General features: G+C 66.8%; 13 protein-coding genes. 11 read left to right on the plus strand and 2 right to left on the minus strand.

What is annotated here, in order from left to right; genetic code table 11:
* Positions 1-746 precede the first annotated feature (746 nt).
* The 3 genes from mltB (at position 747) to AC5P8J_RS18030 (ending at position 4,475) form a co-directional block, all read left to right on the plus strand.
* On the plus strand, positions 747-1,892 hold the full coding sequence (gene mltB / locus AC5P8J_RS18020) for a lytic murein transglycosylase B (RefSeq protein WP_227854291.1): 1,146 nt from the start codon (positions 747-749) through the stop codon (positions 1,890-1,892).
* Positions 1,889-3,160, plus strand: a complete 1,272-nt coding sequence (locus AC5P8J_RS18025; RefSeq protein ID WP_019660679.1) for a septal ring lytic transglycosylase RlpA family protein — start codon at positions 1,889-1,891, stop codon at positions 3,158-3,160. Before mltB ends, AC5P8J_RS18025 begins: the two co-directional genes overlap by 4 nt.
* Positions 3,161-3,260: 100 nt before the next feature.
* Positions 3,261-4,475, plus strand: a complete 1,215-nt coding sequence (locus tag AC5P8J_RS18030; protein WP_021203735.1) for a D-alanyl-D-alanine carboxypeptidase family protein — start codon at positions 3,261-3,263, stop codon at positions 4,473-4,475.
* A 238-nt stretch (positions 4,476-4,713) separates the two neighbouring features.
* Here the strand turns inward: AC5P8J_RS18030 and AC5P8J_RS18035 are convergent, their stop codons facing one another.
* Positions 4,714-5,787: a lipid A deacylase LpxR family protein gene (locus AC5P8J_RS18035; protein ID WP_021203734.1), complete on the minus strand. Its 1,074-nt coding sequence runs from the start codon at positions 5,785-5,787 to the stop codon at positions 4,714-4,716.
* A 263-nt stretch (positions 5,788-6,050) separates the two neighbouring features.
* Between AC5P8J_RS18035 and AC5P8J_RS18040 the strand changes: the two genes are divergently transcribed.
* The 7 genes from AC5P8J_RS18040 (at position 6,051) to gnd (ending at position 13,439) form a co-directional block, all read left to right on the plus strand.
* Complete coding sequence (locus tag AC5P8J_RS18040) at positions 6,051-6,329, plus strand: YbeD family protein (protein WP_005411067.1); 279 nt, start codon at positions 6,051-6,053, stop codon at positions 6,327-6,329.
* The gene (gene lipB, locus AC5P8J_RS18045) at positions 6,317-7,027 is read left to right on the plus strand and encodes a lipoyl(octanoyl) transferase LipB (protein ID WP_227854290.1); all 711 of its coding nucleotides are present in this window, start codon (positions 6,317-6,319) and stop codon (positions 7,025-7,027) included. Before AC5P8J_RS18040 ends, lipB begins: the two co-directional genes overlap by 13 nt.
* Positions 7,028-7,044: 17 nt before the next feature.
* Complete coding sequence (gene lipA, locus AC5P8J_RS18050; protein WP_019660674.1) at positions 7,045-8,055, plus strand: lipoyl synthase; 1,011 nt, start codon at positions 7,045-7,047, stop codon at positions 8,053-8,055.
* Between the two features lie 278 nt (positions 8,056-8,333).
* Entirely contained in the window at positions 8,334-10,511 is a 2,178-nt protein-coding gene (locus AC5P8J_RS18055) for a carboxy terminal-processing peptidase (protein ID WP_227854289.1), read from the plus strand.
* Positions 10,512-10,673: 162 nt separating this feature from the next.
* Entirely contained in the window at positions 10,674-11,267 is a 594-nt protein-coding gene (locus AC5P8J_RS18060; protein ID WP_019660672.1) for a DUF2242 domain-containing protein, read from the plus strand.
* Positions 11,268-11,284: 17 nt separating this feature from the next.
* The gene (locus AC5P8J_RS18065; RefSeq protein WP_134730126.1) at positions 11,285-12,523 is read left to right on the plus strand and encodes a hypothetical protein; all 1,239 of its coding nucleotides are present in this window, start codon (positions 11,285-11,287) and stop codon (positions 12,521-12,523) included.
* Between the two features lie 10 nt (positions 12,524-12,533).
* A complete protein-coding gene (gene gnd, locus AC5P8J_RS18070) occupies positions 12,534-13,439 on the plus strand; it encodes a phosphogluconate dehydrogenase (NAD(+)-dependent, decarboxylating) (protein WP_111098686.1) in 906 nt (301 codons plus the stop codon).
* 350 nt (positions 13,440-13,789) lie between these two features.
* Here gnd and AC5P8J_RS18075 read toward each other — a convergent pair whose 3' ends face one another.
* Positions 13,790-14,833: an oxidoreductase gene (locus AC5P8J_RS18075; protein WP_021204678.1), complete on the minus strand. Its 1,044-nt coding sequence runs from the start codon at positions 14,831-14,833 to the stop codon at positions 13,790-13,792.
* A 169-nt stretch (positions 14,834-15,002) separates the two neighbouring features.
* Here AC5P8J_RS18075 and AC5P8J_RS18080 point away from each other — a divergent pair, with 169 nt between their 5' ends.
* The gene (locus AC5P8J_RS18080) at positions 15,003-15,386 is read left to right on the plus strand and encodes a BON domain-containing protein (RefSeq protein WP_019660668.1); all 384 of its coding nucleotides are present in this window, start codon (positions 15,003-15,005) and stop codon (positions 15,384-15,386) included.
* Positions 15,387-15,590 lie beyond the last annotated feature (204 nt).

The following is a 15,590-nucleotide window of genomic DNA, read 5'->3' on the forward strand; positions in this document are numbered from 1 at the left end:
GCCCGAGCGACTCGGCCAACTCCACGGCTTGGTGCTTGAACTCATCGGTATAGCTACGACGGGTGATACGGGACATAAGGGACCTCCAGGTGCGATCAAAGTATCGCTTCTTGGCGTCCGCTGACGGGGGGCCAGATCAGTCAGCCGCATGGATGCGGCTGCCAAGCCTCCAGGGACGGATTCACGGCGTCCCCCGCGTACCCAACCCGACCGGCCCACCCGCGGCTTCTCCTTTCCGCGACCACCCAGACACCACCCACGAGGGGCTGCGCCGATGGCTGGAAACTTCCTGACTCTGCGCAACGCCAGTTATGGAAGCGTTCTCACAACGCTGCACGACAGCACACCCGCTGACCAAAGTCCGCAAAAAACGTTAGCTGGTTCACACTTTTACGCCGCGTTGATCTTGATCAATGGACTTGTCGTAATCGGCCTGCACAATGGCGGCCCGTTCGGCACGGCGCGCCGTCAATCGATGCAGCGCGAGGGGGCGTCGGGCGGGAGCAGTACTGATCCAACGGGTACAGGGAGCGCGGGGAACTGTCACTGGGGAGCGGCAGCCGCGCAGGTACCGACCGGATCCGGTCGCCGGTTGCGTCTGCGGGGATGGGGACGCAACCGGCCACCTCTATCTGAATGGGGAAGCCCGATCACGACGTCTTCACATTTCCCGCTGAACGGGGCAAATCGTTGTGATTCATGGTGTTAGGGGTTTTAATTCATCCATGACCTGCTAACCTGCGACGATGATTCGACGCACTCTGGCCTGCATGCTCACCCTCGGCCTGGTCGCCTGCGCGACCCAGCCGAAGTCCCCACCGTCTTCGCCGCAGGCCAGCAGCACGCCGCGCCAGCCGTCCGCCAAGGCCCATGGTCCGGCCGAGGCCGCGCCTGAAGCCGCTGCCGCCACCGCACCGCCGGTCGATCTCACCCCGGTGCCGTTCGAGGTTGCACGGGCCCGCTTCATTGCCGATACCGCCAAGCGCTATGGCCTGAGGCCGGAGCAGATCAGCAGCGTGCTCGACCAGGCGCAGGTGCGCCAGCCGATCATCGCCGCCATGTCGCGTCCGGCCGAACGGGTCAAACCGTGGAACGAGTACCGGCCGATGTTCATCAGCAAGGCACGCATCGATGGCGGCCGCGCGTTCCTGGCCCAGCATCGTGCCGAACTGGATCGCGTGCAGCAGCGCACCGGCGTGCCGGCCGAGGTGATCGTGGCGATCATCGGCGTGGAAACCAGCTACGGAAAGAATGCGGGCAATCATCGCGTGCTCGATGCGCTGTACACGCTGGCGTTCTACTACCCGCGCAGTGGCGACCCGGCCAAGCTGGAGCGCGAAGTGCGCCGCGAGCTGTTCTTCCGCGATGAGCTGGCCAAGCTGTTCGAGCTGGGCCGTGAGGAAAAGCTGGACATCACCACGCTCAAGGGCAGCTATGCCGGTGCGATGGGCATGGGCCAGTTCATGCCGTCCAGCTATCTCGATTACGCCGTGGACGGTAATGGCGATGGCCGTCGCGACCTGTTCACCAGCTACGACGATGTGTTCTCGTCCATCGCCAATTATTTCGTGAAGAAGGGCGGCTGGGTCCGTGGTGGCCAGGTGGCCGTACCGGCCACGCTGGCGCCGGGTCGCGAGGAGTTCAACCCGACCGAATGGATGCCGACCTGGTCGCTGGCCGACCTAGCCCAGCGCGGCTACCAGCCCAGCGCTACGGTGCAGCCGGGCGCCACCGCAACGCCGATCACGCTTGAGGGCAGCACCGGCAAGCAGTACTGGCTGGGCTTCCAGAACTACTACGCGATCACCCGCTACAACCTCTCGAAGATGTACGCGATGGCCGTGTTCCAGTTGTCGCAGGCCATCGCCGGACAGGAGCTGCCCCCGGCATGAACATCAGATGGCTGGTCCCGAGCTTGATCGTCCTCGCGCTGGCTGCCTGCAGCAGTGCGCCGAAGAAGCCGGCCACGGCCGGCCACGGTGGCAAGCCCAGCGGCACGGTGGTGCAGGGTCGGGGCTCGCGCCCGGCGCATTGCCCGGAAGGCTCGCCCTATGCCGCGGCCAAGGAAGACCCGAACACGCGCGGCAACTACACCGCCGGGGGGCTGTACAAGCCAGGCGTGCGCGACAGCACCCCGGACTACATTCCCAACGTCGCCTGCATTCCCGAGCCGGAAGTGACCGCCGAAGAGCGTTCGGCCATCGGCAACAAGTCGCCGTACGTGGTGCTGGGCAAGTCGTACAAGGTGCTCGACGACACCCGCAATTATGTCGAGCGCGGTACCGCGTCGTACTACGGCGCCAAGTTCCACGGCCGCCTGACCTCCAACCGCGAGGTCTACGACATGTACCAGTTCACCGCCGCGCACAAGACGCTGCCGCTGCCCAGCTTCGCCCGTGTGACCAACCTGGACAACGGCGAGTCGGTGATCGTGCGCGTCAACGACCGTGGCCCGTTCCATGATGGCCGTGTGGTCGACCTCAGTTATGCCGCCGCAGTGCGGCTGGGCATCACCCAGCGCGGTACCGGCAATGTGGAGGTGCGCGCGTTGCAGCCGGGCGAGGGCAACCTGCTGGCGCAGAAGCCGTCGCGCCGCGAGCGCCGTGCCGCCGAAACGGCTGTCGCGGCGGCCAGTACGCGCCCGGTAACGGCTGCGCGTGCCACCGCCGACAGCGACATCGATCGCCTGGTCAAGCGCCTTCCGGCCGACGCCACGCCTGCGCGTGGCCAGCCGGCCACCACACAGGGCGTGGCCAGCGCGGTGCCGGACGTGGCGGTCAGCAGCCTGCCGCCGAGCGCACCGCCGGTGCGCAGCCCCACAATGGCGCCGGTTGCAGTCGCCAGCGCCGCGCCGCGCACGGTCGCGCCGGCCGCAGTGCGTACGGTGCCCGCCACCGCAGCAGCCCCCAGCCTGTCGCAGCAGGTGGTCGGCGCGGTGATGGTGCAGGTCGCCAGCTTCTCCAGCCGCGACAATGCCAACCGCGCGATGGGCCAGCTCAACGCGGCCGGCATTGTCGGCGCGACCATCAGCGACATCGCCGCCGGTGGCCGCACCCTGTTCCGGCTGCGCGTTCCCGCCAGCGACCATGCCAGTGCCGCGGAACTTGTCGGCCGCATCGCCGGTCTGGGCCTGGGTTCGCCGCAGATCGTCAAGGATTGACCCGCCTGGGCTGGTGCTGCCGGCCCAGGCTCGCCCGGCCTTACAATGGCCGCTTCGTTCCACCCTCCATTCCTGGCCGTCCCCTGGAGCCTGCTGTCCAATGAATTTCCGTTCCGCCGCCACCGCCCTGGCCGCCACCCTGGTGGTGGGCCTGGCTTCCGCCCAGACGCCGCTGCCGACCCCGGCCACGCCTGCGCCTGCCGCCGCCGCCCCGGCCACCGTTGCCACCCCCCCGGCGCCGGTGCCGAGCGTATCCAAGGCCTGGGTGCTGATGGACTACGCCACCGGCCAGGTGCTGGCTGGCGAAAACATCCACGAGCAGCTGGCCCCGGCCAGCATCACCAAGGTGATGACGTCCTACGTGGTTGCCGCCGAGGTCAAGAACGGCAAGGTCCGTGCGGATGACCAGGTGATGATGAGCGAGCGCGCCTGGCGCGAAGGCGGCGCCGGCACCGATGGCAGCTACAGCGGCTTCCCGGTCAACCAGACCGCACGCCTGGAAGACATGGAAAAGGGCATGGCGATCCAGTCCGGCAATGACGCCGCGATCGCCCTGGCCGAGCATGTGGCCGGCAGCGAAGAAGCCTTCGCGTCGCTGATGAACAGCTACGCCGCCAAGATCGGCATGAAGAACTCGCACTTCGTCAACGCCCACGGCCTGACCGCCGAAGGCCACCACAGCACCGCCTATGACCTGGCACTGCTGGGCCGCGCGATGGTGCGTGATTACCCGGAAACCTACGCGTACAACAAGATCAAGGAATTCCAGGTCGGCAACATCAAGCAGCCGAACCGCAACCTGCTGCTGTGGCGAGATGGCAGCGTCGACGGCATCAAGACCGGCCACACCTCCGAAGCCGGTTACTGCCTGATGAGTTCGGCGCAGCGCGGCGACCAGCGCCTGATCGCCGTGGTATTGGGTGGTGCGTCGGAAAAGCAGCGCGCTGATGACAGCCTGGCCCTGCTGAACTGGGGTTTCCGCTTCTTCGAGACCCACCGCCTGTACGAGCCGGGCAAGCCCGTGGCCGAGCACAAGGTCTGGAAGGGCACCGCCGACAAGGTGCAGCTGGGCGTGGCGCAGCCGATGCTGGTCAGCGTGCCGCGCGGCCGCTACAACGACCTGAAGCCGAGCATCGACGTGCCCAAGACCCTGGAGGCACCGTTCACTGCCGGCCAGCAGATCGGCACCGTGAAGGTCACGCTGGACGGCAAGGTCGTCGCCGAAGCGCCGCTGGTTGCCGTGGCTGCCGTCGAACAGGCCGGCTTCTTCAAGCGCCTGTGGGACAGCTTCTGGATGTGGTGGGAATCGGAATGATCCACGCCCCGGCGTGGTGAATGAAAAGGCCGGCGTATGCCGGCCTTTTCGTTCCGGGATGTCGGATGCGGATGGGGGGAGTGCCGGCCGCTGGCCGGCTCCCCATGAATCAATCCGGAAATGCGAGAGCCGGCCAGCGGCCGGCACTACCGGCAGCGCCTCACTTGCAGCGAGCGATGCAGTAACCGGTGTGCCGACCAACGGTCGGCACCTACCCGCTTCACCCTCAGCGCCTCGCCTACAGCGAGCGGCTGATGGTGAAGCTGCCGAACACCGGCGATTGGCGCTGGCCGTTGAATTCGCGCGTGCTGTGGTACCGCGCGGCAGCGAACTTCCAGCGGCCGTACATCACCGCCACGCCGTACCCGCCGTAGGCCACCACATGGCGCTTGTCCACGCTGTGGCTGTTGCGGAAGGTGTTGCCATCCAGCGTGATGTCGCGGATCACCCAGGCAGCGTCGGAGGTCGCGAACAGGTGCCAGGACCACCCGCTTGGGCGGCCGCCGCGGGTCGGCGCCGTGTTCTCACCTGCCGGGCGCAACGGCGTGCTGCCGAAGTCATCCGGCAGCTTCCAGCCGAAGCGCACTTCACCGCCCAAATTGGCCTTGGTTTCCAGGTTGCCGATCGACCCGCCGTAGTGGCTGATCGCGTCCCAACCCCAACCGTCGGCATTGACGCTGGCATCGCCCGGCCAGCGGCGCATGCGCTCATGGGTCAGCATGAACAGTGGTTCGTTGTGCAGCTGGTTGTCCCAACCCTTGAATTTCTCGTCGCCCAACACTTCATGCACGGCATTCTGCACCTGCTTGCCCTGCGCCCACGGGCCGACCACGCCCAGTGTCAGCTGGGTGGTCTGCAGGCGGTCGCCGCTGCGCGCATTGAAACCGAAGTTTGCGATCAGCACGCCGGCGTAAGGGCGGTCGTCCTCGATCAGGTCCCTGCGGCTGAAATCGGTTGGGGTGAAAATCCCCTGGCCGATGCTGAAGATCATGTTCTGCTGTTCGAACCTGCCCGGATGCAGCCCTTCCAGGTACCGGTTCACCCAGCGCGCCATGCGCGGCAGGCAGGGGTCGTCGGTGTAATCGACCAGATTGGGGGAGACCAGGGTCAACAGCGCACCGTTGGTATAGCCCTGGTCCTGGTGGCGGCCGCCGAACAGGTCGTTGTCGACGCGGAAATTGACCTGCGGCGGATGGTCGCGCATCGCGTCCGGGCCACATTGTTCGGCCGCCTGGGCGGCAAGCGGGAGGGCAGCAGCCAGCAGGCCGTACAGGCCGAGGGCCGCAAGGCGGCGGTGGGAAGGGGGACTCATTGGGAGGGCTTTGTTCTGTCTGTCGTTGTATGCCGCGACACGGTACTCGCGGGGACGTGACGGAACGAGCGCGTTCGAATCACTTGTCTGTTCCGAAAACGACATTGTCTCGTGAGGACAATCCTGAACCCTCCTGTAGCGGGCTTTGGGGCAATGACCAATGCTGAACGTCTGTTCAGCTGCAACGCAGCGACTCACCAGTGCGCCGTTTGACGTTGATGAATACTCTTGGGTTTGTTGCCCTGCGGCCCGATAATGGCTTCATGGAAATCAAGTCCGACAACCCCGACCACGGCTTCCAGTTCCCCGGCCAGTTCGAGCTCAGCGCCATGGGCCCGGCCAACCGCGGCCTGGAACATGAGCTCCCCCGCCTGCTGCTGGCTGCCGGCATCGATGTGGTCAACGAACGCATCAGCTGGAAGCACTCCTCCAACGGCAAGTACGTGTCCGTCCGCATCGTGTTCAAGGCCGAAAGCCGCGAGCAGTACGACCTGGCGCACCAGGCGCTGCGCGACCACCCGGAAGTGAAGTGGACGCTGTAGCCGACAGCTGCCCGGCCGAAGCCGCCCCGGAACACCGCGCGCCGCGTCCGGCGGTGGTCCGTGACCTCGGCCGCCAGGCCTACGAGCCGGTATGGCGCGCCATGCAGCGCTTCACCGACCAGCGCAACGACAACGATGCCGACGAGCTGTGGGTGGTCGAGCACGACCCGGTGTTCACCCTGGGCCAGGCCGGCAAGGACGAGCACGTGCTGGCACCGGGTGAGGTCCCGGTGCTGCACGTGGACCGAGGTGGCCAGGTGACCTACCACGGTCCCGGCCAGATCGTGGTCTATCCGCTGCTGCGCCTGCCGCGGCTGGGGATCGGGGTCCGCGACTACGTGTGCCGCATCGAGCAGGCCCTCATCGATACGCTGGCCGAGTGGAACATCGGTGCCGAACGCCGCGAGGGCGCCCCGGGCGTCTACGTCGGTGGTGCCAAGATCGCTGCGCTCGGCATCCGTGTGCGGCGCGGCTGCACCTTCCATGGGCTGGCCTTCAACGTGGCCATGGACCTGGAACCCTTCCACCGCATCAATCCCTGTGGCTATCAGGGGTTGCAGGTGACCTCGGTAGTAGACTTGGGCGGGCCCTCCGGCATGGAGGCCGTCAAGCCGGTACTGCTGGAGCACCTGGCCCGCCAGTTCGGCCTGCTGCTCCAGCCCACGCACGAACTGCCCGATCTTTCTGCGGCCGCCTGACCGCTCCCGGAACTGCCATGACTGAAACCACCGCCCGTTCCATTCCCCTGCAGATCGTGCAGGGCGACTCCCCATCCGCCGCGCCGTTGCAGGCCGGGGTCAAGCAGCTGGGCGGTGACAAGATCAACCGCTCGCCGGTGCAGTTCGCCGACGCGCCGGTGCTGCGCAAGCCGTCATGGATCCGCGTGCGCATTCCCTCGGGAAATGCCGTGCAGAACCTGAAGGCCAAGCTGCGCGAAAACCGCCTGGTGACCGTATGCGAGGAAGCCAGCTGCCCGAACATCCACGAATGCTTCGGCCATGGCACCGCCACCTTCATGATCCTCGGCGAGGTCTGCACCCGCCGCTGCTCGTTCTGCGACGTGGCCCATGGCCGCCCGAAGCCGCCGGATGCCAACGAACCGGCCAGCCTCGGCCAGACCGTGGCCGACATGGGCCTGAAGTACGTGGTGGTGACCAGCGTCGACCGCGATGACCTGCGTGACGGCGGTGCCCAGCACTTCGTCGACTGCATCACCGCCATCCGCGAAAAGTCGCCGGGTACCCGCATCGAAGTGCTGACGCCGGACTTCCGTGGCAAGGGCCGCATGGAGCGCGCGCTGGAGATCCTGGCGCAGAACCCGCCGGATGTGTTCAACCACAACATCGAAACCGTACCGGACCTGTACCGCAATGTGCGCCCGGGTGCGGACTACCAGTGGTCGCTGAACCTGCTGAAGAACTTCAAGGCGCAGCACCCGGGCGTGCCGACCAAGAGCGGCATCATGCTGGGTCTGGGCGAAGACTTCGAACAGATCAAGGCCACCATGCGCGACCTGCGCGCGCACGATGTGGACATGATCACCATCGGCCAGTACCTGCAGCCGACCGCGCATCACCACCCGGTACTGAAGTACTGGACTCCCGAGGACTACAAGGCGCTGGAGGACTACGGCTACGAGCTGGGATTCAGCCACGTGGCCTCCGGCCCGATGGTGCGCTCGTCGTACCACGCCGACGTCCAGGCCAAGGGCGCCGGCATTTCCTGACACCCTGCCGGTGGGTGGGAGCTACTTCTCCTGTGGGTGCGGACCCTTGGTCCGCACACCTCTGCCTGCCGTAGAGCCGAGCCCATGCTCGGCTGCTTGCTGCCGGCCAGCCGAGCATGGGCTCGGCTCTACATGCATTCACAATTTGCTACACCGGCCCGGCTAGGCTGGTTTTCCACCGAGCGCGGCCGGGTGACAAACCCGGCAACTTTCGGCACTGTCGTGGTGTCTTAACACCCCGCAGTCTCCCCCTTGGCAAGGCGCCTTCGAGCACGTCAATGAAATTCAAAGCCCCCGCATTCCTGATGGCCCTGGCGCTGGTGGCGCCGCTGGCGCTGGCGGCCAAGGCCGACTCGCCGGCATTGCCCGCTGCGGTAACCGCCGATCAGGTGACCACCTCCAAGCTGGTGTACGGCCTGCTGTCCGACAGCCGTTATGCCTACCGCCCGCGCGCGCTGGACGAGGCCACGTCCAAGGACGTGTTCAAGCGCTACCTGGAGACGCTTGACGGCGGCAAGCAGTACTTCACGCAGGCCGACGTGGCGCGCTTTGCGCCGTTCGAAGCCAACATTTCCTCGGCCATTCGCGGCGGCGAGCTGGAGCCGGCATTCCAGGTGTTTGCGGTCTACAAGCAGCGCGTCGGCGAGCGCGTGGCCTACGCGCGCAAGCTGCTCAAGCAGGAACCGGACTTCACCACCGACGAGCGCTTCGAGTACGACCGCAAGAAGGTGCCGTGGGCCGCCAGCAGCGCCGAGCTGGATGAGCTGTGGCGCAAGTCGGTGAAGAATGACTGGCTGCGCCTTAAGCTGGCCGGCAAGAAGCCCGATGACATCCGCAAGACGCTGGACAAGCGCTATGCCACGCTTGAAAAGTCGGTCAACGAGCTGAAGGGCGAGGACGTCTTCCAGTTCTTCATGAACGCCTACACCAGCGCTGTCGATCCGCACACCGACTACTTCACCCCGCGCACCGCCGAGAACTTCAACCAGGCGATGTCGCTTTCGCTGGAAGGCATCGGTGCGCAGCTGCAGCGGCAGGACGACATGGTGGTGATCCGCGAGATCATCGCCGGTGGCCCGGCTGCAGTGGATGGCACGCTGAAGCCGGGTGACCGCATCGTCGGCGTCGGCCAGGGCAAGTCCGGCCTGGTCGAGGACGTGATCGGCTGGCGCATCGACGACGTCGTGGCCAAGATCCGCGGTGCCAAGGATACCCAGGTGAAGCTGGAATTCATTCCGGCCGCCGAGGGTGCCGACGGCAAGCACCACACCCTGGTGCTGACCCGCCAGAAGGTGCGCCTGGCCGAACAGGCCGCGAAGGGAGAGACCATGACCATCCCGGCCGCCAATGGCGAGCCGGCACGCAGGATCGGCGTGATCAAGCTGCCGACCTTCTACCAGGACTTCGAAGGCCGTCGCCGCAATGCGGCCGACTACGCCTCGGCCACCCGCGACGTGGCCAAGCTGCTGGCCGGCTTCAAGAACGACAAGCTGGACGGCGTGGTGCTGGACCTGCGCAACAACGGAGGCGGTTCGCTGGATGAAGCCATCGAACTGACCGGCCTGTTCATCGAGCAGGGCCCGGTGGTGCAGGTGCGCGAGTCTGGTGGCCGCGTCACCGTCAACAGCGACCGCAACCAGGGCGTGGCGTGGGATGGCCCGCTGGCGGTGCTGATCAACCGCGGTTCGGCCTCGGCCTCGGAAATTTTTGCTGGTGCCATCCAGGACTACGGTCGTGGCCTGGTGATCGGTGAAACCAGCTTCGGCAAGGGCACCGTTCAGAACATCGTCGACCTCGACCGTTGGCCGAGCGGCGAGACCCAGCGCTTTGGCCAGGTCAAGCTGACCATCGCCCAGTTCTTCCGCATCAGCGGCAGCAGCACCCAGCACAAGGGGGTGGTGCCCGACCTGGCCTTCCCGGCCAGTGTCGACGCCACCGAGTTCGGCGAGAGCACCTACGACAACGCCCTGCCGTGGACCCGCATCGCCGCCGTGCCGCACACCCAGTACGGCAACTTCGCGCCGCTGCTGCCGAAGCTGGAAATCCGCCACGACGCACGCATCGCCACCGACAAGGAGTTCCAGTGGTGGAACGAGGACGTGGAACAGTTCCGCACCGAGGCGGCCAAGAAGTACATTTCGCTCAACGAGGCCACGCGCCGCGCCGAGCGTGAGCGCCAGGATGCCCAGCGCAAGGAACGCCAGCTGCAGCGCAAGGAGCTGGGCCTGGCCCTGGACCCGCTGGCCGATGACAGCAGCGATGACGGCCTGACGGGCAACGAGCGCGACATCGTCAAGGACGCCGCGCGCGAGAAGGCGGCCGAGAAGCGCCCGGACCCGCTGCTGCGCGAGTCGGCGTCCATCCTGGCCGATGCGGTGAACCTGCTGGCCAACGACCGCCCGCTGTCGGCACAGGTGCTGCCGCAGTCGACCGGCGCCGGTCGCTGGGCGGACTGAGCCGGACACGGTATGTGATACCCGAGGGCCGGCATTGCCGGCCCTTCTGCTTTTTTCGTGCATGAACCGGCTGCAAACGGGGCCGCCTGACGCGGGTGCTTTCGACCTGCCGCACACAGCAACGGGGCTACCCTTGCCGGTACCGTCCTCGCAAGAGCACCCATGCGGTCCTCCCTCGTTTCCAGTGCTGTTGTGGCGCTTGGCAGCGCCCTGATCCTGTCGGCCTGTGGTGGCCGTGCCGCCGACAGCACGCTGCTGCGCGAATCCTTCGATTCCGGCGACACGTTCTCGCGTACCGTCGATGGCCGCCCCGGCGATGCCTGTGAAGCGGCGCGACGCACCCTGCTCAGCCAGGGGTACGCCATCGCCCGTGCCGATGACGCACAGGTGGAAGGCAACAAGAACTTCCAGCCGCGCGAAGACGACCATGAGCAGCTGGTGCTGCGCATCTCCTGTGCGCCCCGGGGCGATCAGGCGTTGGTGTTCGTAAGCGCCGTGCAGGACCGTTATGCGTTGAAGAAGAGCCCGACGTCCGCCAGTGTCGGCGTCGGTGCACTGGGCTCGGTATCACTGCCGTTCGGCAGCAATGACGATTCGCTGGTGAAAGTGGCGAGCAGCACGGTTACCGACGCCGATTTCTATCGCCGTTTCTTCCAGCGCCTGCAGCAGTACCTGCCACAGGCTGCGGGCACGCCACCGCCGCCACCACCCGCAGCAGTTCCTGAGCCCGCGCCGGTCCGCACGGACCAAGGGTGAACGTGCACGGCTGGCTGATGGGCGCGGCCCTGTTGCTCGCGCCTGTGATGGGCGTGGCGGCCACAGCCGGCGACTGCGCCCAGGGGCTGCTGCTGCGGCTGGGCTGGCGCTTCGACGAGGCCGCGCTGAAGGAGCCGCAGGTGCATGGTGGCGCGGTGTGCACCCGTGCGTCGCTGGCCGAGGCGCAGGCAGCAGGCGATCTGCACGTGCGCTGGCCGGCGCACATGTCCGCTGCTGCACGCCAAGCGCTGCTGCAGCAGTTGCTGGACGATCCGGCCACGATCTGCGCCTATGCGTTCCAGCTGGGGGCGGCCACGCAACGCGCCGCCTCGGCCTTGCAGGCCAACACCCGCTTCCGCTTCTCCGGCCTGCAGATGGGCTGGATCGGTTTCGGCCTGCAGGGCCCGCGCGCTCAAGGCTGGCAGCGTACGCACAGTCTTGGCCGCGGTTTCGTTCCCAGCGCGGGCAACAGCAAGGCGCTGCAGGCGTTCTACAACGGTGCCGTGCGTGCCGAATGCGGTGTCGGCCGCCAGGTCGCGCAGCTGGCCACCCAGCGCGAGCTGTATGGCGATGCTGCCTTCGATACCGAGTTCTCTGCGGATGAGCTGTCGATCGGCACCTTTCTCGCCCTGCATGGGACCGACAGCATCCTGCTTGGCGCGCATGCCGGCGATTTCTTCGCCGATGGCAAGGCAGTGCGTACCTCGGCGATGGGGCGCCAGGCGTTCGTCGGTGTGCCTGGTTTCATCGAGCATGCATACGACAAGGGCACGCTGGACGACCTGAGCAACCAGGCCGAGAACTTCGTGGTGGTCGAGGTGGGCGAGGACGCTGCGCGGGCGCTGGCCACGCATGGCGGCCTGGCCTGGTACGACCAGCGCAACGTCGAACTATGGAAACTCGCGCAGGACATCCCGCGCACCGGCCAGCGCTACTTCGAACGCCTGCTGTTCGAGCGCGACCCTGAGGTGCGCGCGGCGCTTGCGCCGCGCTACCACGCCACGCTGGCACGCATGGACCGCCTGCTGGACGATCCGTTCTACCAGCAGTTCGTGATCTATGTGCATCCGCGCGGTATACGTCCCATCGGCTACCACATCGCCCGCCTGCTTGACCGCAACCCGCGAACCCCCTTTTCGATCGACCTGGCGGTGCACAATCTGCATACCACGCTCTACCGGCGTTGGCGCGAGGCGCAGCTGCGCCACTGCGCGGCTACCGGCAGGCCAGGCAGCCTGACCCTAGACCCCAACTGAAGGTGAAACAATGGATATTGCAATGATCGGCCTCGGCCGCATGGGCGCCAACATGGCCCAGCGCCTGCATCGCGGCGGCCACCGCGTGGTCGGCTACGACCCGGGCGAAGGGGCCCGCCAGCGCGCCGCCGAGGCCGGCCTGGAGGTGGTTGATTCGCTGGCCGCCGCGGTGGCCGCGCTGCCGGTGCCGCGCGTGGTGTGGCTGATGGTGCCGGCCGGCGAAACCGTCGACCAGACGCTGGGCCAGCTGACCCCGCACCTGGCCGAGGGTGACATCGTCATCGATGGCGGCAACTCCAACTACCAGGACTCGATCCGCCGCGCCAAGGCGCTGGCCGAGGACGGCCTGGGCTACGTCGACTGCGGCACCAGCGGAGGCGTGTGGGGCCTGCAGGAGGGCTACAGCCTGATGGTCGGTGGCGAAGCGCCGGTGGTGGAGCAGATCGCGCCGCTGCTGCGTACGCTGGCACCGGCCGAGGACCGCGGCTGGGCGCGTGTCGGCCCATCCGGCGCTGGCCACTTCACCAAAATGGTGCACAACGGTATCGAGTACGGAATGATGCAGGCTTACGCCGAAGGCTTCGCGCTGATGGAGCGCAAGCAGGAGATGGAGCTGGACCTTGCCCAGGTGGCCGAAGTCTGGCGGCACGGCAGCGTGGTGCGTTCGTGGCTGCTGGACCTGAGTACCGAAGCACTCAAGCGCAATCCGTCGCTGGATGGCATCGCGCCGTATGTGGAGGATTCCGGTGAAGGCCGCTGGACCGTCGCCGAAGCCATCGCGCTGGACGTGCCGGCCCCGGTGATCACCTTGTCGCTGCTGGAACGCCTGCGTTCGCGCGAATCCAACTCGTTCACCGACCGCCTGCTGTCGGCGATGCGCAACGAGTTCGGTGGGCACGCCATCAAGAAGTCGTAAGCAATCGGGGTCGGACCCCTTTCCGCAGGAAAGGGCGCTGACCCCCATGGCGCCAGGGGCAGTCGAGCATGGCTCGACTCTGCAAAAGCATTTTCCGATTGTTTGCACGTCATCCACGCATGGCGTGGATCTACTGGCAGATCGCGGGAAAGTGCCGAAGGCCAGGTGGGGGCGGTTGCGGGGGTGTCTGCGGCATGGATGGCGCGGCCAAGCCTCCAGGGACGGATTTACGGCGTCCCCCGCAACCCGACCCACCCCGCCATCCCACGGATAGCCGGCTTTTGCTGTTGAGGTTGCCGGCCAGCGGCCGGCACTACCGCTTCTGCGGGTGCAGGGCGCAGCCCTGCCGATCACCCCAACGCGATTCGCCGCCCTTCGCGCGCACTGTCCATGCCCGCCTGCAGCAACTGCATCAACTGCAGTGCCTGCACCGGGCTGACCGTAGCTTCGCCGTCGCCGTGCATCGCCGCGGCGAACTGCGCATACAGCCGCCGGTAGTCGCCAGGCAGGTTGTCCACCGTCGTGCGCTGCACGTTGTCTTCGGCATCGCAGCGCACCAGCTCACCATGCCGCGGATCGATACCCCAGCCTGGCGCACCGGGTGCCACACCGCGGCGCAGCTGCGCCTCCTGCACGTCCAGGCCGTGCTTGATCCAGCTTGCCTTGCTGCCATGCACGCTGAAGTGCGGGGTCTGTGCCGCGACCAATGAACCGGAATGGAGGATCGCGCGATGCCGCGGGTAGTGCAGCACGGCGTGGAAGTAATCGATGCCGCTGCCGCCTTGGCGCAGCACGGCAAGATCCGCATCGATCGCCTCGGGCCAGCCGAACAGCACCAGCATCTGGTCCAGCAGATGCGGACCCAGGTCGTACCACAGGCCACTACCGGGCCCGTCCTGCTCGCGCCAGCGATCGCGCACCTGCGGCCGGTAACGGTCGAAATGCGCATGGCACTCGGCCACGTCGCCGAGTGCGCCTTCGGCCAGCAGCGCCTGCAGGGTGAGGAAATCCGCATCGAAGCGCCGGTTCTGGAACACGGTGGCGATGCGGCCGGCGCTGCGTGCCGCAGCCAGTACCGCTTCGGCTTCAGCGACATCCAGCGCAAACGGCTTGTCGACCAGCACGTGCTTGCCCGCGGCCAGCGCCGCGATTGCAAGCGGCGCGTGCTGCGCGTTCGGTGTGGCAATCACCACTGCGTCCACGGCCGGATCGTCGAACACGTCCTGCGGCATCGCACGCACGTGCACGTCGCTGAACGCGCGCAGCAATGTGTCGCGCTGCGAACTGACGATGCTGTGCAGCGCCAGCCCGGGTGTGTGCTGGATCAGCGGCGCATGGAAGACGCGGCCGGCGAGGCCGTAGCCGATCAGGGCCAGTTGCAGGTCGGGGCGCATGGCAGAGCTCCGGCTGTGGGAAGGGCAGGGTATACGACGGGTGGTGACAGGCCAAACTGAACCGTTGCCCCAGGAAACGGTCCGATTCACGGCGGCATGACCGCAGCGCCACGCCTGCTCTACGGCGGCTTGTCCAGACTGGCAGCACATCCCGAAGGAGTACGACACGATGAGCAATACCTCCCGCACACTGATTGCTTCTGCCTTGACGCTGGGCCTGGCGCTGTCCTCCTCGGCTGCATTTGCAAAGGATCCCGCTGCCAAGAGCCCGCCGACCAGCAGCCATCCGGCCACGCATGCTGATCGCCATGACTCCAATGAGCCTGTGACCGATACCTGGATCACCACCAAGGTGAAGGCCGACCTGCTGGCCAGCAGCAACGTTCCGGGCACGGAGATCAAGGTGGAAACCGTGAACGGCGTTGTCAGCCTGAGCGGCGCGGTGGCCTCCCAGGCCGAGAAGGACAAGGCGGTTGCCACTGCCAAGGGCATCAAGGGCGTGACCCGCGTCGATGCCGCTGCACTGAAGGTCAGCACTGCTGCCAAGCGCTGACCTGGCGGAGTGGGCGCCCCGGTATGGGGCGCCCACTCCCGCGTGAAGCCGAGCCGTGCTCGGCTGCCGTTGGGTTCCAGCCGACCGTGGGCTCGGCCGTACAGCGCCGAAGTACCAGCCGTTCAGCCAGCGGCGCTGGAAACTCCAGAGTTTTGACCCGCCTGCGCTATATTGCCGGTTCCGCCGCACTGGGGCCGGGTACGG

This window comes from Stenotrophomonas sp. YJH_SMC_37 (assembly GCF_059370035.1).

Excerpts from the sequence above, each read along its gene's own strand:
- mltB (WP_227854291.1), top strand. The coding sequence starts at position 747 with ATGATTCGACGCACTCTGGCCTGCATGCTCACCCTCGGCCTGGTCGCC.
- AC5P8J_RS18025 (WP_019660679.1), top strand. The coding sequence starts at position 1,889 with ATGAACATCAGATGGCTGGTCCCGAGCTTGATCGTCCTCGCGCTGGCT.
- AC5P8J_RS18030 (WP_021203735.1), top strand. The coding sequence starts at position 3,261 with ATGAATTTCCGTTCCGCCGCCACCGCCCTGGCCGCCACCCTGGTGGTG.
- AC5P8J_RS18035 (WP_021203734.1), bottom strand. The coding sequence starts at position 5,787 with ATGAGTCCCCCTTCCCACCGCCGCCTTGCGGCCCTCGGCCTGTACGGC.
- AC5P8J_RS18040 (WP_005411067.1), top strand. The coding sequence starts at position 6,051 with ATGGAAATCAAGTCCGACAACCCCGACCACGGCTTCCAGTTCCCCGGC.
- lipA (WP_019660674.1), top strand. The coding sequence starts at position 7,045 with ATGACTGAAACCACCGCCCGTTCCATTCCCCTGCAGATCGTGCAGGGC.
- AC5P8J_RS18055 (WP_227854289.1), top strand. The coding sequence starts at position 8,334 with ATGAAATTCAAAGCCCCCGCATTCCTGATGGCCCTGGCGCTGGTGGCG.
- AC5P8J_RS18060 (WP_019660672.1), top strand. The coding sequence starts at position 10,674 with ATGCGGTCCTCCCTCGTTTCCAGTGCTGTTGTGGCGCTTGGCAGCGCC.
- AC5P8J_RS18065 (WP_134730126.1), top strand. The coding sequence starts at position 11,285 with ATGGGCGCGGCCCTGTTGCTCGCGCCTGTGATGGGCGTGGCGGCCACA.
- gnd (WP_111098686.1), top strand. The coding sequence starts at position 12,534 with ATGGATATTGCAATGATCGGCCTCGGCCGCATGGGCGCCAACATGGCC.
- AC5P8J_RS18075 (WP_021204678.1), bottom strand. The coding sequence starts at position 14,833 with ATGCGCCCCGACCTGCAACTGGCCCTGATCGGCTACGGCCTCGCCGGC.
- AC5P8J_RS18080 (WP_019660668.1), top strand. The coding sequence starts at position 15,003 with ATGAGCAATACCTCCCGCACACTGATTGCTTCTGCCTTGACGCTGGGC.